Genomic DNA, 17,843 nt, shown 5'->3' with positions numbered 1-17,843 from the left:
GATGGAAATGGTATTTGCAATCGGGATCTCGATCTTATCCCTCGCTCTTGTGGTTCTGATCACCCTGCAGCCTCGCCAACAACAATCGCTCTCAACAGATGCGACCAGTAACCTAGGAAAACCAAGTTACTGGCGCTCCCACCGTGGACTCAAGCTAGCGACTCTTGTTGTTAGTATCGTCTTTCTCCTATCTTTATTTCTTTATATGATGGTCGTACAGGCCTAGTCTTTAATAGAATGGATAAAAAGAAGTTGGTATTCTCCAACTTCTTTTAGAATGTAATCCATCTGTTTCTTACATAATGCAACCTAAATGATACTTAAAAAATTAAAGAGATATCTACAATTTGAAGAGGCTGGGACAAAAGTCCTAGCCTCTCAATTATTTTTGGATTGTCGAACAAGACGCAGTGGTTGAGTGGGCTCTACTACGCTGATTTCATCAGCTTTTACAGCCCTACTCAACTGTGCGGAGGTGGGACGATGAAATCGAATTCTAACGAATTACCGATTTCTGTCCCACTCTCTTTTTTTATCCTGCTTCCTTCTCTTTTATGGTATACTGAAAGCGACAACATGATTGGAGCTCCCGATGAAAAAGATCCCCTTAGTATTTTCAGGCTGTCTGTTAGGACTGGTTGGCGCTGGAAACCTTCTTGCAGACTCGCTACCCTTCCTTGCTCACGCCTTTAGTCTGACAGGTTTGTTCTTCTGGTTTTTCTTTGTAGTTTATCATGCGATTCGCTGGCAAGAAACCAAGATAGAATTCCAACAACCAGCTCTTTTATCTGGGATGGCGACTTTTCCCATGGCAGGGATGATTTTATCCACCTATCTTTTGCGCCTCTTTCCCGCCTTTGGGGGTCTATCACAGTTGGTCTGGTGGTCTGCCTTTCTCTTGGATCTGGGCTTAATTCTCTATTTTACCAAGACCCATGTCCTAGCGCGACCAAGAGCCAATGCCACTCCCAGTTGGACCGTTCTCTATGTGGGCATTGCAGTAGCAGCTTTGACCTATCCCGTTGTGGGAATAAGGGAGATTGCTTATCTCGCTTTAGTGATTGGTTTTGGTTTGACCTTTCTTCTTTATCCCCTTATCTATCATGATTTGAAGCAGTCCCCCTTACCCAGTCATCTGTTGGGGCAAGAAGGCATCTATTGTGCTCCCTTTTCTCTTCTTTTAGCAGCCCTGGTTCGTGTGGGTGGAGCGAGCTTGCCCACCTGGTTCTTACTGATCATGGTGGTGGCCTCGCAAGGTTTTTATTTCTTTGTTTTGACGCGCCTACCGAAAATGATCACAGAAGGTTTTCAACCTGCTTTTTCAGCCCTGACCTTTCCAACAGTCATCACAGCGACCTCTTTGAAAATGGCCCAAGGCTTGTTGCAACTACCTTTCTTGACAGCTCTCGTATGGCTGGAAACTCTTCTTTGTCTCTTGATTTTAGTCGCTGTCCTAGGTGGTTATGTGGCCTATCTCAGAGAGTAGGAAGGCATCCTTTTTCATTGAAACCTTGTCACGATTATGGTAAGATGCACTATACGATTTGTCATACTTTATAGGAAAGGTATCTATGAAATTCATCAAAGGAAAGCTCTCACTGCTGTATCCCCTCTTTCTGCTCTTGTTTTATTTTTATGTTCGGTCTCAATTTCGCCCCTTGGCCCAGTATGTCTCCAACAGTGTAGCAAGCGCCAATAGCTATTATTGGACCTTATTTGGCCTAGAAGGCCTCTATGCAGTCTTTACAGGATTTTTGGTCTACCGTTTTTCTAAAAAAGCGCAGTTTAAGCTGGGAAAGAACCCCCTTCAAGCTCTGATAGAAGCCGTTTTTGCGGCTTGTTTGGTCTACTGGTTGGACTACTTCATCAGTGGTTTTGTTCAAGGACGGGCAGCCGTTTTGAGTCTCTTTCCACGGGAAATTAGCCCCACAGGGGTGCTTATCCTAGTGATCGCAATGGTTATCATACGGCCGGTGACAGAAGAGCTGATCTTTCGTGGAGCCTTGGTGAATGCCTACTTCAAAGGCTGGAAACTCTATGCTGAGATTTGGCTTCCAGCCCTCATCTACAGTGGCTTACATTTTCTCCACAATCCCTTTTCGCTGGGAGCTTCTATCATCTATCTCCTGCCGAGTGTGATTTTTGGGATCCTGTATTATCGGAGCAAGACGCTCCTTGCCCCTATTTTGGCTCATATCTTGCTCAATCTCTACTACACCTTGCCTTTACTTTTATCTGTATTTAAGTAGCAACCGATTTCCTGAGTGAGATTGGTTTTTTTTGAAAATATGGTATAATAGAATAAATTTAAAAGAGGGAGTTGAGGTTTGAAAAAAAGCTACCGCGTCAAACGTGACAAAGATTTTAATGCTATTTTTAAAAGTGGTCAAAATGTTGCCAATCGGAAATTCGTTGTTTACCGCTTGCGCAAAGACCAACCGCATTTTCGAGTCGGCCTGTCTGTTAGTAAGAAACTGGGAAATGCTGTGACCAGAAATCGCATCAAACGTTTGATTCGCCATGTTTTGATCAAACACCAAGCCTTCCTTACGACCGATGATTTTGTTGTCATTGCTCGTAAAGGAGTGGAGGAGCTCGACTTTCATCAAGTAGAGAAAAATCTTGTACATGTCTTAAAATTAGCGCATGTCTACCAAGAAAGGGAATAATGTGAAAAAGAAACTGAAGTTAACTGGATTATTTGGAGCGGCCTTATTGGTCTTGACAGCTTGTGGAACTTCTCAAGTGACAGCTCAGTCGACAGGTGGTTGGGAACGCTTCGTCTACTTCTTTGCAGAAGCCATCCGCTTCTTGTCCTTTGGCGGAAGTATCGGTGTAGGGATTATCGTCTTTACCATTGTGATTCGGACGGTCCTCTTGCCTCTCTTCCAATATCAAATGAATTCAACCCGCAAAATGCAGGAAATTCAACCCCTCCTCAAGGAATTGCAAGCTAAGTATCCTGGGAAGGATCTCGATAGCCGGACTAAGCTTTCTGAAGAGATGCGGGCCCTTTACAAGGAAAAAGGCGTCAAAACGTCTTCAGCCTTCCTTCCTCTCTTGATCCAGATGCCGGTCTTGATGGCCTTGTTCCAAGCGCTGAGCCGTGTCGAATTCCTTAAAGTCGGTCACTTCCTTTGGTTGGACCTTGGTGCGATCGACCCGACTTATATCTTGCCGGTTCTTGCAGCACTCTTCACATTTTTCAGCAGTTGGTTGACAAATAAAGCCATGCCAGAGCGCAATGGTAGTGCGACAACCATGATGTATGTGATGCCTGTGATGATCTTCTTCTTTGCCTTGTTCTCAGCCAGCGGGGTCGCACTATACTGGGTGACTTCCAATGCTTACCAAGTCGGGCAAACCTATCTCTTGAACAACCCCTTCAAGATTATTGCAGAGCGTGAAGCAAAAGAGCAAGCTTCGCGCGACATGGAAAAACAAAAACGCCGTGCCCTAAACAAAGCACAGAAAAAGAAAAAATAAGAAAGAGGTGGACATATGGTCCTATATACTGGAGCAACTGTTGAAGAAGCGATTCAAAAAGGTCTGAACGATTTAGATATTCCTCGTATGAAGGCACATATTACGGTTGTAGCGCGTGAAAAGAAAGGTTTTCTTGGCTTGTTTGGGAAAAAACCAGCCCAAGTAGAGATTGAACCCATTGCAGAAACAACTGTTGTGAAAGCCAATCAAAAAGCTGTCAAAGGTGTCCCAGATGAGATCAATGCACAAAACGAACCGGTTAAGACGGTGAGCGAAGCAACGGTCGATCTCGGACGCGTCGTAGCAGCGATCAAAAAGGTCGAAGAAGAAGGAGAAGTTGTCTCTGAAGAAATCAAGACAGAAATCCTGAAACATGACAAAGAAGCAGATACCGTTCTTGAAGAAAAAGGGCATGAACATATCCTTGAAAAAGTCAAAGAACCAGCGATAAAAGAATCAAGCGAATCTGATTTCTCAAACCTTGGTATCGAGGTAGAGGAAAACTACAACATCGAAGAAGTCGTAGATGATGTGACAGCCTATGTTCAAACAGTGGTCGATGAAATGGATGTGGATGCGACCATCTCAAGCAGTCACAACCGCCGTACGGTCAATATGCAAATTGATACCAATGAACCGGGACGTGTCATTGGATACCACGGAAAAGTCTTGAAGGCTCTTCAACTTTTGGCGCAAAATTACCTCTATAACCGCTACTCAAAGAATTTTTACATTACCATTAATGTTAATGACTATGTAGAACACCGGGCGGAAGTTCTTCAAAGCTATGCTCAGAAGTTGGCAACGCGTGCCCTCGAAGATGGGCAAGCCCAACAGACAGATCCGATGTCAAACAGTGAACGCAAAATCATTCACCGTATTGTCTCTAAGATGGAAGGAGTCACTAGCTACTCTGAAGGGGAAGAACCAAACCGTTACGTAGTGGTAGACATCGAAGGATAATCAAGCTATTATTTCCCATAAGGGAGAGACGGGATTGAGCCGATCTCTCCTTTTTTAGGTTTAGAAAGGAAGCAGATGGCATTTGCAGCGATTCGAGAGTTTTTAAAGTTTCAAGGAATCCACTACCAGGCCCCAGCAAAGGCAGGGGTGCTAGCCTCGGAGATGGAGCAGTATCGTGCCCTAGCTCAGGCGGCTCGTAAGGAATTCACTGATTTAGTCTCAGCCTTTCAGAAGCGTCACCCCTATTTGGAGCAAGATCGGACTAGCCAATGGATGAACCAGGCTCAGGTCTTGCGGCCTCATTTTTGGGCCTATCTAAAAGGAGAAGGGACGATGGCAGAGCCCATGTTTGCCTTGAGACTTTATGGGGATGCAGTTGATTTTGGAGTTTCCTTAGAGGTGAGTTTTATCGAGCGAAAAAAAGATGAGCAGAGCCTTCAAAAGCAACACATGGTTCTCACCCTTCCTATCTCTCAGCCAGTTTATTATTTCGCCCAGAAAAATGGGGAGAGTCAAAGGGTAGAAGGAACAGAAAAGAATCGCCATGATCTGTTACAAGCAGTAGCAGAAGGGGCGGTTCGTAAGGTCCTCGTCAAATACGATGTTTCTCTAGTTGAGGAAGGTTCTCTTGAGGATATCCTGGATCAGTTGCAAGAGGCGCTGGTGGCGCTGGAACCCTATTACTTGGCAACCCGTCAGGTGTAGAAAAGTTTTCTCCGACCTGTATTTGCAACAATTTTGCCATAGCTATTGACAAATAGAGTCGAATCCGATAGAATAGTAAAGTATGTTTAGTAACTGATCACAACTAGCCGGCTAAACGAATACAAAATCTATGAGGAGGTATTCATCGTGAAACGTACTTATCAACCAAGTAAACTTCGTCGTGCGCGCAAACATGGTTTCCGTCACCGTATGGCAACTAAAAACGGTCGTCGCGTATTGGCAGCTCGTCGTCGTAAAGGACGCAAAGTTTTGGCTGCCTAATTCAGATAAAAACCTAAAAACCAGTAGAAACTCGAGACTACTGGTTTTTGTTTTGTCCGAAAGTGAATTTAGAGTCGCTTTCTGCTATAATAGAAAGAAGAAAAACTCGGAAGAAAAGGAAGATCATGCAGATTTTTGATACCCACACCCATCTCAATGTGGAAGAATTCGCAGGAAAAGAACAAGAAGAGCTCGACTTGGCCAAGGAAATGGGTGTTGTAGCCCACAATATCGTTGGTTTTGACAAACCGACGATTGAGCGAGGAATAGCCTTGGCAGACCAGTACCCAGAACTCTATCTCACGCTTGGTTGGCACCCCACTGAGGCAGGCGATTATACTCCTGAAGTGGAGGCCTATTTACTTGAACAGCTAAAACATCCCAAAGTCGTCGCACTCGGAGAAATCGGTCTCGATTACCACTGGATGACGGCACCGAAAGACGTCCAAGAAAAGGTTTTTCGTCGTCAGATTCAATTGTCTAAAGACTTGGACCTCCCCTTTGTGGTGCACACACGCGATGCTTTAGAAGATACTTATGCCATCATCAAGAGTGAAGGAGTCGGTTCTCGCGGTGGGATCATGCATTCTTTCTCAGGAAGTTTAGAAGAAGCGAAACGCTTCATGGATCTGGGGATGATGATTTCCTTTTCTGGAGTGGTCACTTTTAAGAAAGCCACAGATGTCCAAGAAGCGGCAGCTGGCCTTCCGTTAGACAAGATCTTGGTTGAAACAGATGCTCCTTACCTGGCACCAGTTCCCAAACGTGGTCGAGAAAATAAAACAGCCTACACTCGTTATGTGGTAGATTTTATTGCAGAACTACGTGGCTTAACAACAGAAGAAGTGGCTCAGGCAACCTATGACAATGCAAGAAAGGTATTTGGCCTTGACTGAGAAAAGAAAAATACCGGAAGTGATTATCGTGGAGGGCAAGGATGACACAGCCAATCTCCGTCGTTTTTATGAGGTGGATACCTATGAAACGCGAGGCTCTGCGATCGATCAAGATGACTTGGAACGAATTGCTACCTTGCAAGAGTTGCGTGGGGTCATTGTCTTTACCGATCCAGACTATAATGGTGAGCGAATTCGCAAGATCATTATGCAAGAGGTGCCCCAGGCCAAACATGCCTTTTTAAATCGTGGTGAAGCAGTCCCCAAATCCAAGACCAAGGGGCGTTCTCTTGGAGTAGAACATGCCAGCTTTGAAGACTTAGAAAAAGCCCTAGCTGGACTGGTCGGGTCTTACGAAGATGATAATTTCTTTGATATCACAAAGACTGACTTGATGCGGCTTGGACTTTTGATGGGAAGCGATAGTCGCAAACGGCGGGAATATCTAGGAGAAGCCTTGCGCATCGGCTACTGCAATGGCAAGCAATTGATCAAACGCTTGGAATTGTTTGGAATTAGTTTGGCCCAAGTCGAAGAGGCGATGGCTAGTTATTAAGACGGAAGTAGAGGGGATTCTTTACCTCTAAACTGATTAGAAAAGAGAAAAAATGAGAATTGCAGATTATAGCGTGACCAAGGCAGTGCTGGAGCGTCACGGATTTACCTTTAAAAAATCCTTCGGTCAAAACTTTTTGACCGATACCAACATCCTTCAAAAAATTGTGGATACGGCAGAGATCGATAAGCAGGTCAATGTCATCGAAATTGGTCCTGGGATTGGGGCACTTACTGAGTTCTTGGCAGAAAATGCCGCAGAAGTCATGGCCTTTGAGATCGATGACCGCTTGGTTCCTATTTTGGCGGATACCTTACGGGATTTTGATAATGTCACAGTTGTCAACCAAGACATCCTCAAGGTAGACCTCAACCAGTACATCGCAGAGTTTAAAAATCCAGACCTTCCGATCAAGGTGGTGGCTAACCTTCCGTATTACATCACAACTCCCATCCTCATGCACTTGATCGAATCCAAGATTCCTTTCCAAGAATTTGTGGTCATGATGCAAAAAGAGGTGGCAGACCGCATCTCGGCTGAGCCCAACACCAAGGCTTATGGTTCTTTATCCATTGCAGTCCAATACTATATGACTGCTAAGGTAGCCTTTATCGTGCCTCGCACCGTCTTTGTGCCAGCACCAAACGTCGACTCTGCCATTTTGAAGATGGTCCGTCGCGAAGAACCAGCAGTAGCTGTCAAGGATGAAGATTTCTTCTTCTCTGTCAGCAAGGCTAGCTTTGTCCACCGCCGCAAAACACTTTGGAACAACTTGACTAGTCGCTTTGGCAAGACCGAAGAAATCAAAGCCAAACTGGAAGCAGGAATCCAAGCTGCAGGCCTGCAACCTTCTGTACGAGGAGAAGCTCTGAGCTTAGAAGACTTCGCTCGCCTAGCAGATGGCCTTCTAGAAGTAGGAATAAAATAACAGAAAAGACATGAGCTTCGTAGCTCATGTCTTGTTTTTGTAGAAGGAAAGGACGGGATTTGAACCCGCGCGTGAATAAAAATCCACTTGCCGGATTTCGAGTCCGGTGCCGTACCGAGCTGGGCCACCTTTCCAAGATGCGGAGAAAGGGATTTGAACCCTCACGCCCGAAGGGGCACATGCGCCTGAAGCATGCGTGTCTGCCGTTCCACCACCTCCGCATAGTTCTATTATACACTTTTTAGGAAAAATGCCAAGGAAAAAAAGGAAGGTGCCCTTTCCCGAATTCTGCTAAAAGACAAGTCATAACGGATACTCCGTCTTCTGTTTCTATCCGTTTAAAAAACGAACCTATTCGTTTCTAAAAGCGTTCGGAGAGGTTCACTTTTCGTTTTTTATTATCAAGCAATCCAGCCTTATTTCTCATTTTTTGGTATAATAGATAGTATTAATCTCAAAGGAGTGCGATTTGCAAGGAACAATCGTCAAGGCCTTGGCTGGCTTCTACTACGTGGAGTCAGACGGTCACATTTACCAGACACGGGCTCGTGGAAATTTTAGAAAAAAAGGACAGACTCCTTATGTGGGGGATCAGGTGGAGTTCTCTGCTGAAGAGAATTCGGAAGGCTACATTTTGAGCATTGCGCCTCGAAAAAATAGCCTCGTGCGTCCTCCTATTGTCAATATTGATCAGGCAGTAGTGATCATGTCAGCGAAGGAGCCGGATTTCAATGCCAATCTTTTAGACCGTTTTCTGGTTCTTTTGGAGCACAAGGGGATTCATCCCATTGTCTATATTTCAAAACTGGACTTGTTAGAAGATATGGAAGACATCCAATACTACCAAGGAATCTATCAGGCTATTGGCTACGACTTTGTCTTGTCGATTGAGGAACTCTTGCCCCTTTTGACCAATCAAACCACGGTCTTTATGGGACAGACCGGTGTAGGAAAATCGACCTTGCTCAATAAAATCGCTCCGGATCTGGAGCTTGAAACGGGTGAGATTTCAGATAGTCTGGGGCGCGGTCGACACACGACCCGAGCTGTCAGCTTTTACCATTTAAATGGAGGAAAGATCGCAGATACGCCTGGCTTCTCCTCCCTCGATTATGAAGTGACGACCAGCGAAGACTTAAATCAAGCCTTCCCAGAGATCGCCGATGTGAGCCACTCTTGTAAATTTCGTACCTGTACCCACACGCATGAGCCCGCTTGTGCGGTGAAACCAGCCGTTGAAAGAGAGGAAATTGCGCCTTTCCGTTATGAGGATTACTTGCAATTTCTAAGTGAGATTGAAAACCGTCGCGAAACCTATAAAAAAGTTTCGAAAAAAATGCCAAAATAGGAGACACTACAACGATGAAAACAATGAAAATTGCACCCTCAATTTTGAGTGCAGATTATGCCAATTTTGAAAGTGAATTGAAACGCTTAGAAGCAGCTGGAGCTGACTATGCCCATATCGATGTCATGGATGGCCATTTTGTGCCCAATATCAGCTTTGGAGCTGGTGTCGTAGAGAGCATGCGTCCGCATAGCAAGTTGGTCTTTGATTGCCACTTGATGGTCACCAATCCCGAACACCATATCGAAGAATTTGCCCGTGCAGGTGCTGACATCATCAGCATCCATGTGGAAGCTACTCCTCATATCCACGGAGCTCTTCAAAAAATTCGTCAAGCGGGTGTGAAGGCTAGTGTCGTGATCAACCCAGGGACTCCTGTAGACAGTATCAAACATGTCTTGAACTTGGTGGATCAAGTCTTGGTTATGACCGTTAATCCAGGATTCGGTGGCCAAGCCTTCTTGCCTGAAACCATGGACAAGGTGCGCGAATTAGTCGCTCTTCGTGAAGAAAAAGGTTTAGACTTTGATATCGAAGTGGATGGTGGAATTGATGCTCAAAGTATTTCCCAAGCAAAAGAAGCCGGGGCCAATGTCTTTGTAGCGGGCTCTTATGTCTTTAATGGGGAGGTCAATGAGCGCGTTCAAACGCTCCGAGATGCTGTAAATGGGTAACATCGCAATACTGGCAGGAGGTGACAGCACGCTCTTGCCAAAAGATCAAGAGCTTTACGTAGGTGTCGACGGTGGCTGTTTGAAGTTACTGGAACAAGGCCTGCCTTTAGATATAGCTGTGGGGGATTTCGATTCTGTCTCTGAGACTGATTTGCATCAGATCCGAACCCAAGCCAAGCAGGTTGTTCAGTCCGTTCCTGAAAAGAATGATACGGATTTGGAATTGGCCTTGAAAGCGGTCTTTGAGGCCTATCCAGATGCTGTTGTCACTGTTTACGGTGCCTTTGGTGGTCGCTTGGATCACTTTTTGTCCAATATCTTTTTGCCGACCGATCCAGACCTAGCTCCCTACATGGAGCAGATCCAATTAGTCGATGGTCAAAATCGCTTGATCTACAGACCAGCTGGTTGCCATGAGATTCAGCCAGATCCAGCCATGTCTTATGTTGGCTTTATGCCTGTCGGACAAGGCCACCTAGAGATTACAGGAGCCAAGTATCCGCTCCATCAGGAGAATTATTTTTTGAAGGCCATGTATGGCTCCAATGAATTTTTGGATCAACCGATTCAAGTGAGTCTTGACCGTGGCTATCTTGTCATTGTTTATAGTAAAGACAGAGGTTAATATGAATATCATTCTGCTTCTGATTGGCCTGCTCAATCTGGGCCTCCTCATCTATCTCTTGCAACGGTCAGATGATACAAGACCGGCTTTAAGAGAGTTGCTGGAAGACCATGAGGATCATTTGACAGACCAGTTGGACTATCGTTTTGAAAAAGAAAGACAAGCAAGCCAGATTGCCAATCAGCAGTTAGAGATCGCTCTGACAGATCGTTTAACCGAGATGCGAGTGGAGATCCACCAGCAGACGACGGCTCTGCGCGCTGAGATGAACGAGCACTTTACTAAAAATCGGGACAAAACAGATGAGCGCATGCGCCAGATCCAAGAGTCCAATGAAGTGCGGCTAGAACAGATGCGCCAAACGGTAGAAGAAAAATTGGAGAAAACCTTGCAGCACCGCTTACAGACCTCCTTTGAGACGGTTTCAAAACAATTGGAGTCGGTCAACAAAGGGCTAGGAGAAATGCAGACGGTGGCGCGGGATGTCGGAACCCTTAATAAAGTTCTCTCCAATACCAAGACGCGTGGGATTATGGGCGAATTGCAGCTGGGTCAAATCATTGAAGATATCTTGACCCCAGCCCAGTATGAGCGGGAGTTTGTCACCGTTCCCCAATCCAGTGAGCGCGTGGAGTATGCTATTAAGCTTCCAGGACAAGGAGAGGAGCCAGTCTATCTGCCGATTGACTCTAAATTCCCACTGGAAGACTACTATCGTCTGGAAGAAGCTTATGAATCAGGAGAGAAAGAGGAGATCGAGCGTTACCGCAAGGCCCTTCTTGCTAGTATCAAGCGTTTTGCTAAGGATATCCAACAAAAATACCTCTTTCCACCAGCGACAACGAATTTCGGAATTCTCTTTTTGCCAACTGAAGGCCTCTATTCCGAAGTGGTTCGCAATCCAGAATTCTTCGATCGCTTGCGTCGGGACGAACAAATTTTAGTGGCTGGGCCAAGTACGCTATCAGCCCTCTTGAACTCCTTGTCTGTTGGCTTTAAAACGCTCAACATCCAAAAGAGTGCAGATGACATTAGCAAGGTGTTGGGATCGGTCAAATCAGAATTCCATAAGTTTGGAGGGATTCTGGCCAAGACTCAGCGCCATTTAAAGAATGCTTCCAATAATATTGATGATTTGCTAACCAGACGGACCAGTGCCATCGAGCGGACACTCCGCCAAATCGAAAGCGATGAGGACCTGCTGGGACTAGATGTATATATAGAAGATGGAGAAGATGATGGTCAAAATTAACCAAATGAAAAAAGATGAATTGTTCGAAGGATTCTATTTGATCAAGTCAGCAGAAGTGCGTCAAACGCGGGCCGGGAAAAACTACCTCGCCTTTGTCTTCCAGGATGAGACCGGTACAATCGAAGGTAAACTATGGGATGCCCAACCTCACAATGTAGAGAGCTTTACAGCTGGGCGCGTGGTCCATATGGCTGGTCGTCGGGAGGTCTACAATAATACTCCGCAAGTTAATCAATTGAATATGCGCTTGCCACAAGCAGGAGAGCCCAACAATCCAGCAGACTTCAAGGAAAAACCACCAGTAGATCCCAAGGAATTGCATGAATACCTGTCAAACATGATTTTCAAAATTGAAAATCCAGTTTGGCAACGGATTGTCCGTGCCCTCTATGAGAAATATGAGAAAGAGTTTTATAGCTATCCAGCTGCTAAAACCAACCATCATGCCTTTGAAGCAGGTCTCGCTTATCATACAGCGACCATGGTCCGCTTGGCAGATAGTATCGGCGATATCTATCCTCAGTTGAATAAGAGCTTGCTCTTTGCAGGGATTATGTTACACGATTTGGCCAAAGTGATTGAGTTGACGGGACCTGAAAATACAGAATACACTGTTCGAGGCAACCTCATCGGCCACATTGCACTGATCGATGAAGAAATCACCAAGGTCTTGCAAGACTTGAAGATTGATGATCAAAAAGAAGAAGTGATCGTCCTTCGCCATGTGATCTTGAGTCACCATGGCTTGCTCGAATACGGTAGTCCCGTTCGTCCAAAAATCATGGAAGCAGAGATTATTCATATGATCGATAATTTGGATGCGGAAATGATGATGATGACAACAGCACTTGGCTTAATTGGTCCTGGCGAGATGACCAATAAAATCTTCGCTATGGAAAATCGTTCCTTCTATAAACCGAATCTCGACTAGTAAAAACAGAGATAAATACGGGAATGATTCTGCCAAAAATAAAATAATCAGGAAAAAACGGCCTTCTGTAAATCAGAATGTTCGTTTTTTTCGCTTCTTATGGTATAATGATAGAAAAAACTACATGGTGAGAAAATGAAATTAAGAAGAAGTGAACGGATGGTCGTAATTTCTAATTACTTGATCAACCATCCCTATGAATTGACTAGCCTCAATACGTTTGCGGAAAAGTATGAGTCTGCCAAGTCTTCCATCTCAGAAGATATCGTGATTATTAAGCGGGCTTTTGAAGAGATGGAAATCGGAAATATTGAGACCATTACAGGAGCTGGTGGAGGCGTGATCTTTACACCGTCTATCTCAGATCAAGAATCCAAAGAAATCGTTGAGGATCTTTGCAAGCAACTGTCTGAAAGTGATCGTATCCTTCCTGGTGGCTACATTTACTTGTCTGATCTTTTGAGCAATCCGAAGATTTTGAATCGGATCGGACGCATCATTGCCAAAGCCTTCCGAGATAAGAAGATTGATGCTGTCATGACCGTAGCGACCAAGGGAGTTCCACTAGCCAATGCAGTAGCTAATGTCTTGAATGTTCCATTCGTCATTGTCCGTCGTGATTTGAAAATCACAGAAGGGTCAACCGTTAGTGTCAACTATGTTTCAGGCTCAAGTGGGGATCGCATTGAGAAAATGTTCCTTTCAAAACGGAGCCTAAAAGCAGGAAGCCGGGTCTTGATTGTCGATGACTTCCTTAAAGGTGGCGGAACGATTAACGGGATGGTCAGCCTCTTGTCTGAATTTGATTCTGAATTAGCAGGAGTAGCTGTCTTTGCGGATAATGCTGCAACCGACCGTGAATTCTTTGAACACAAATCCTTATTGCGCGTTACCAACATCGATGTAAAAGAAAATAAATTGAGTGTCGAAGTTGGGAATATCTTTGATTAAGAGCAGCAAAGGAGGATCAAAAAGTGAAAAGAATTTTAGATCGATTTGATAATAGCCCTTTGTGGATTCGCTTGGTGACAGTTCTGTCTCTATCCTTTATATTGGTAGCTGGTTTGTATACCGTTAAAAAGAATACGGCTGCCCAGGTAACGACAGAAATTCAACCTGCTAAAAAAACAGGTTCCCTTCCAGTGAAAAAGGAAACAAAGGAAGAAAAAGAAAAGAAGGAAGAAAAGAAAAATACAGAAGCTGCTGAAAAAGCAGTCGTTCAAATGGAAACAACCCCAAGTCAAGATTCTGTGAACGCTGCCCAAGCTGCTGTGAAGAAAGTCAAAGATGCGACTCAAAAGCAATCGCTTGATGCCCGTATCCAATACATCGCTAACTATTATGGACTGACCTATGAGAGTGACACAGCGGCAACGCAGCAGACTCAAACAGACGCTAATGCCAACGCTGGAGTAGCTGAAGCCAATGCGACAGTTCAACCACAACAGCAACAACAGTATGCTCCGGCTGCAGATGCAGGGGCAGAAGTACCTGCTGAACCTGGTCAATAATGAACTTTTTCGACTTCTTTAAAAAATAAAAAAACATCTTGCAATCAAAGTGCCGTCATGTTATAATAATAGACGGTACTTTTTACTTTTGGTCTCTCAAGAGTGTACAGGGACGTGCTGACAAATGTTGCAAAAGTACACACAGATGGTAGCTGTCACCAAGTGTACCATCACCAAAAATAAAAAATTTCACAGGAGAATGTAGATGCCTACAATTAACCAATTGGTTCGCAAACCGCGTAAATCAAAAGTAGAAAAATCTAAATCACCAGCTTTGAACGTTGGTTACAACAGTCATAAAAAAGTTCAAACAAACGTTTCTTCACCACAAAAACGTGGTGTTGCAACTCGTGTTGGAACAATGACACCTAAAAAACCTAACTCTGCCCTTCGTAAATTTGCCCGTGTACGTTTGAGCAACTTGATCGAAGTAACTGCTTATATCCCAGGTATCGGACACAACTTGCAAGAACACAGCGTGGTTCTTCTTCGTGGTGGACGTGTAAAAGACCTTCCAGGGGTACGTTACCATATCGTCCGTGGAGCACTTGATACTGCAGGTGTAAACGATCGTAAACAAGGCCGTTCTAAATACGGTACTAAAAAACCAAAAGCATAAGGAAAGGGGATAAAGAAAAATGAGTCGTAAAAACCGTGCGCCTAAACGCGATGTATTGCCAGATCCGCTTTACAATTCACAATTAGTTACTCGTCTTATCAACCGCGTTATGCTTGATGGTAAACGTGGTACAGCTGCTTCAATCGTTTACGGAGCTTTCGAACAAATTAAAGAAGCTACTGGAAACGATGCTCTTGAAGTATTCGAAACAGCTATGGAAAACATCATGCCTGTACTTGAAGTACGTGCTCGCCGTGTCGGTGGTTCTAACTACCAAGTCCCAGTTGAAGTTCGTCCAGAACGTCGTACAACACTTGGACTTCGTTGGTTGGTAACAATCGCTCGTCAACGTGGTGAACACACAATGGTTGATCGTCTTGCAAAAGAAATCTTGGATGCAGCGAACAACACTGGTGCAGCTGTTAAGAAACGTGAAGATACTCACCGTATGGCTGAAGCTAACCGTGCATTCGCACACTTCCGCTGGTAAGATCATGATGCTAGGAACGGCAAGGATGCAAAGTGAAAATAGGAAACTGACGCAGTATTCGATGAATACAAGGAAGTTTATCTTTTTCACACAGCATCCCGTTCCGGCTCAAATCGGCTAACTAACTTTAGCCCGAGTTCAATTAAGCTTCGTCAGCTCTTGAACCCAATTCAACTCTTCTTACAAGTTGGAACCAAAACTTAGCATGAAAACACTGAGAACGGGTAGGTCCTGCCTATCCGTTTTTATTAAATCATGTTATAATAGAATATAGAAATAAAAAATATAGGAGAAACAAACCTCATGGCACGCGAATTTTCACTTGAAAAAACTCGTAATATCGGTATCATGGCTCACGTCGATGCTGGTAAAACAACTACAACTGAGCGTATCCTTTACTACACTGGTAAGATTCACAAAATCGGTGAAACTCACGAAGGTGCGTCACAAATGGACTGGATGGAGCAAGAACAAGAACGTGGTATCACTATCACATCTGCCGCTACAACAGCTCAATGGAAAGACACTCGTGTAAACATCATCGACACACCAGGACACGTGGACTTCACTATCGAAGTTCAACGTTCACTCCGCGTTTTGGACGGTGCTGTAACCGTTCTTGACTCACAATCAGGTGTTGAGCCTCAAACTGAAACAGTTTGGCGTCAAGCAACTGAATACGGAGTTCCACGTATCGTATTCGCTAACAAGATGGATAAAATCGGTGCTGACTTCCTTTACTCAGTAAGCACACTTCATGACCGTCTTCAAGCAAACGCTCACCCAATTCAATTGCCAATCGGTGCTGAAGATGACTTCCGCGGAATCATTGACTTGATCAAGATGAAAGCTGAAATCTATACTAACGACCTTGGTACAGATATCCTTGAAGAAGATATTCCAGCTGAATACCTTGAACAAGCTCAAGAATACCGTGAAAAATTGGTTGAAGCAGTTGCTGAAACTGATGAAGACTTGATGATGAAATACCTTGAAGGGGAAGAAATTACTAACGAAGAATTGAAAGCTGGTATCCGTAAAGCTACAATCAACGTTGAATTCTACCCAGTACTTTGTGGTTCTGCCTTCAAGAACAAAGGGGTTCAATTGATGTTGGATGCAGTCCTTGACTACCTTCCAAGCCCACTTGATATCCCTGCAATCAAGGGTGTAAACCCAGATACAGACGAAGAAGAAGAACGTCCAGCATCTGATGAAGAGCCATTTGCAGCTCTTGCCTTCAAGATCATGACTGACCCATTCGTAGGTCGTTTGACATTCTTCCGTGTTTACTCAGGTGTCTTGAACTCAGGTTCATACGTATTGAACACTTCTAAAGGTAAACGTGAACGTATCGGACGTATCCTTCAAATGCACGCCAACACTCGTAAAGAAATCGAAACAGTTTACTCTGGAGATATCGCTGCTGCCGTTGGTTTGAAAGATACTACAACTGGTGACTCATTGACAGATGAAAAAGCAAAAATCATCCTTGAATCAATCGAAGTTCCAGAACCAGTTATCCAATTGATGGTTGAGCCTAAATCTAAAGCGGACCAAGACAAGATGGGTATCGCCCTTCAAAAATTGGCTGAAGAAGATCCAACATTCCGCGTTGAAACAAACCCTGAAACTGGTGAAACAGTTATCTCTGGTATGGGTGAGTTGCACTTGGATGTCCTTGTTGACCGTATGAAACGTGAATTCAAGGTTGAAGCTAACGTTGGTGCTCCTCAAGTATCTTACCGTGAAACATTCCGCGCTTCTACACAAGCACGTGGATTCTTCAAACGTCAATCTGGTGGTAAAGGTCAGTTTGGTGATGTTTGGATCGAATTTACTCCAAACGAAGAAGGTAAAGGATTCGAGTTCGAAAATGCGATCGTCGGTGGTGTGGTTCCACGTGAATTCATCCCTGCAGTAGAAAAAGGACTTCAAGAATCTATGGCGAACGGTGTTCTTGCTGGTTACCCAATGGTTGACGTGAAAGCTAAGCTTTACGATGGTTCATACCACGATGTCGACTCATCTGAAACTGCCTTCAAGATCGCTGCATCTCTTGCACTTAAAGAAGCTGCTAAGACTGCACAACCAGCTATCCTTGAACCAATGATGCTTGTAACCATCACAGTTCCTGAAGAAAACCTTGGGGATGTTATGGGTCACGTAACTGCTCGTCGTGGACGTGTAGATGGTATGGAAGCACACGGTGCAAGCCAAATCGTTCGTGCATATGTACCACTTGCTGAAATGTTCGGTTACGCTACTGTCCTTCGTTCTGCAACTCAAGGACGTGGTACCTTCATGATGGTATTTGACCACTACGAAGATGTACCAAAATCAGTACAAGAAGAAATCATTAAAAAAGCTAAAGGTGAAGCTTAATTTACCAATGCTTAAAAACTCTTCCCACTTTGGGAAGAGTTTTTCTTTGTTCCAAAAGTGAATACAAGTAAAAAAGTGCTCTTCCTAGCAAACAAGACTTTGTGAAAAACTTCAATAAAAGAGGTGGTGATCTATGATAAATCTTGCTTTTCGTGGGGAAATAGTTGCTTTTTAATGCAATAAAGTATATAA

The 17,843-nt window shown here is 44.3% G+C and carries 21 protein-coding genes and 2 tRNA genes; 21 read left to right on the top strand and 2 right to left on the bottom strand.

The window, feature by feature from the left end; translation table 11 throughout:
• Position 1 precedes the first annotated feature (1 nt).
• From asp5 to rsmA, 11 genes are all read left to right on the top strand, one after another.
• The gene (gene asp5 / locus HMPREF1195_RS06450; protein ID WP_003012425.1) at positions 2-226 is read left to right on the top strand and encodes an accessory Sec system protein Asp5; all 225 of its coding nucleotides are present in this window, start codon (positions 2-4) and stop codon (positions 224-226) included.
• Positions 227-592: 366 nt separating this feature from the next.
• On the top strand, positions 593-1,486 hold the full coding sequence (locus HMPREF1195_RS06445) for a TDT family transporter (RefSeq protein ID WP_023919248.1): 894 nt from the start codon (positions 593-595) through the stop codon (positions 1,484-1,486).
• 85 nt (positions 1,487-1,571) lie between these two features.
• Entirely contained in the window at positions 1,572-2,249 is a 678-nt protein-coding gene (locus HMPREF1195_RS06440) for a CPBP family intramembrane glutamic endopeptidase (RefSeq protein WP_023919246.1), read from the top strand.
• Positions 2,250-2,327: 78 nt separating this feature from the next.
• A complete protein-coding gene (rnpA, locus tag HMPREF1195_RS06435) occupies positions 2,328-2,669 on the top strand; it encodes a ribonuclease P protein component (protein ID WP_003002960.1) in 342 nt (113 codons plus the stop codon).
• 1 nt (position 2,670) lies between these two features.
• Entirely contained in the window at positions 2,671-3,486 is an 816-nt protein-coding gene (locus HMPREF1195_RS06430; protein WP_037599411.1) for a YidC/Oxa1 family membrane protein insertase, read from the top strand.
• Between the two features lie 15 nt (positions 3,487-3,501).
• The gene (jag, locus tag HMPREF1195_RS06425) at positions 3,502-4,449 is read left to right on the top strand and encodes an RNA-binding cell elongation regulator Jag/EloR (RefSeq protein WP_023919242.1); all 948 of its coding nucleotides are present in this window, start codon (positions 3,502-3,504) and stop codon (positions 4,447-4,449) included.
• Positions 4,450-4,524: 75 nt separating this feature from the next.
• Positions 4,525-5,154: a hypothetical protein gene (locus HMPREF1195_RS06420; protein WP_023919240.1), complete on the top strand. Its 630-nt coding sequence runs from the start codon at positions 4,525-4,527 to the stop codon at positions 5,152-5,154.
• A 147-nt stretch (positions 5,155-5,301) separates the two neighbouring features.
• Positions 5,302-5,436, top strand: a complete 135-nt coding sequence (rpmH, locus tag HMPREF1195_RS06415; RefSeq protein ID WP_003003086.1) for a 50S ribosomal protein L34 — start codon at positions 5,302-5,304, stop codon at positions 5,434-5,436.
• Positions 5,437-5,561: 125 nt separating this feature from the next.
• Entirely contained in the window at positions 5,562-6,332 is a 771-nt protein-coding gene (locus tag HMPREF1195_RS06410; RefSeq protein ID WP_023919238.1) for a TatD family hydrolase, read from the top strand.
• Positions 6,304-6,888, top strand: coding sequence for a ribonuclease M5 (gene rnmV, locus HMPREF1195_RS06405; protein ID WP_037599409.1), 585 nt, complete (start codon positions 6,304-6,306; stop codon positions 6,886-6,888). The genes HMPREF1195_RS06410 and rnmV overlap by 29 nt, the downstream gene beginning before the upstream one ends.
• Before the next feature lie 52 nt (positions 6,889-6,940).
• Positions 6,941-7,816, top strand: a complete 876-nt coding sequence (gene rsmA, locus HMPREF1195_RS06400; RefSeq protein ID WP_023919235.1) for a 16S rRNA (adenine(1518)-N(6)/adenine(1519)-N(6))-dimethyltransferase RsmA — start codon at positions 6,941-6,943, stop codon at positions 7,814-7,816.
• Positions 7,817-7,860: 44 nt separating this feature from the next.
• Here the strand turns inward: rsmA and HMPREF1195_RS06395 are convergent.
• Both HMPREF1195_RS06395 and HMPREF1195_RS06390 read right to left on the bottom strand, forming a co-directional pair.
• A tRNA-Ser gene (locus HMPREF1195_RS06395) sits at positions 7,861-7,950 on the bottom strand.
• A gap of 4 nt (positions 7,951-7,954) precedes the next feature.
• A tRNA-Leu gene (locus HMPREF1195_RS06390) sits at positions 7,955-8,037 on the bottom strand.
• Positions 8,038-8,285: 248 nt separating this feature from the next.
• Between HMPREF1195_RS06390 and rsgA the strand changes: the two genes are divergently transcribed.
• From rsgA to fusA, 10 genes are all read left to right on the top strand, one after another.
• Positions 8,286-9,164 carry a ribosome small subunit-dependent GTPase A gene (gene rsgA, locus HMPREF1195_RS06385; RefSeq protein ID WP_023919233.1) on the top strand — a complete coding sequence of 293 codons (879 nt, stop codon included), beginning with the start codon at positions 8,286-8,288 and terminating at the stop codon, positions 9,162-9,164.
• Positions 9,165-9,178: 14 nt separating this feature from the next.
• On the top strand, positions 9,179-9,838 hold the full coding sequence (gene rpe / locus HMPREF1195_RS06380) for a ribulose-phosphate 3-epimerase (protein ID WP_023919231.1): 660 nt from the start codon (positions 9,179-9,181) through the stop codon (positions 9,836-9,838).
• Positions 9,831-10,463, top strand: coding sequence for a thiamine diphosphokinase (locus tag HMPREF1195_RS06375; protein WP_023919229.1), 633 nt, complete (start codon positions 9,831-9,833; stop codon positions 10,461-10,463). The genes rpe and HMPREF1195_RS06375 overlap by 8 nt, the downstream gene beginning before the upstream one ends.
• Before the next feature lies 1 nt (position 10,464).
• Positions 10,465-11,715: a DNA recombination protein RmuC gene (locus tag HMPREF1195_RS06370; protein ID WP_023919228.1), complete on the top strand. Its 1,251-nt coding sequence runs from the start codon at positions 10,465-10,467 to the stop codon at positions 11,713-11,715.
• Positions 11,702-12,646 (top strand): 3'-5' exoribonuclease YhaM family protein, encoded by a 945-nt coding sequence (locus HMPREF1195_RS06365; RefSeq protein ID WP_023919226.1) that lies wholly within the window; start codon positions 11,702-11,704, stop codon positions 12,644-12,646. The genes HMPREF1195_RS06370 and HMPREF1195_RS06365 overlap by 14 nt, the downstream gene beginning before the upstream one ends.
• 135 nt (positions 12,647-12,781) lie before the next feature.
• The gene (purR, locus tag HMPREF1195_RS06360) at positions 12,782-13,597 is read left to right on the top strand and encodes a pur operon repressor (RefSeq protein ID WP_037599408.1); all 816 of its coding nucleotides are present in this window, start codon (positions 12,782-12,784) and stop codon (positions 13,595-13,597) included.
• A 23-nt stretch (positions 13,598-13,620) separates the two neighbouring features.
• A complete protein-coding gene (locus HMPREF1195_RS06355) occupies positions 13,621-14,157 on the top strand; it encodes a hypothetical protein (protein ID WP_023919222.1) in 537 nt (178 codons plus the stop codon).
• Positions 14,158-14,362: 205 nt separating this feature from the next.
• Entirely contained in the window at positions 14,363-14,776 is a 414-nt protein-coding gene (gene rpsL / locus HMPREF1195_RS06350; protein WP_003003125.1) for a 30S ribosomal protein S12, read from the top strand.
• A gap of 19 nt (positions 14,777-14,795) precedes the next feature.
• Entirely contained in the window at positions 14,796-15,266 is a 471-nt protein-coding gene (gene rpsG / locus HMPREF1195_RS06345; protein ID WP_003003105.1) for a 30S ribosomal protein S7, read from the top strand.
• 303 nt (positions 15,267-15,569) lie between these two features.
• The gene (gene fusA, locus HMPREF1195_RS06340) at positions 15,570-17,651 is read left to right on the top strand and encodes an elongation factor G (protein WP_003003071.1); all 2,082 of its coding nucleotides are present in this window, start codon (positions 15,570-15,572) and stop codon (positions 17,649-17,651) included.
• The last annotated feature ends 192 nt before the right edge of the window (positions 17,652-17,843 follow it).

Source organism: Streptococcus parasanguinis CC87K, from assembly GCF_000507765.1.
Taxonomy (GTDB): Bacteria; Bacillota; Bacilli; order Lactobacillales; family Streptococcaceae; genus Streptococcus; species Streptococcus parasanguinis_J.
Note: the sequence above shows the minus strand (reverse complement) of the source record. Positions and strands in the feature narration are given on the sequence as shown.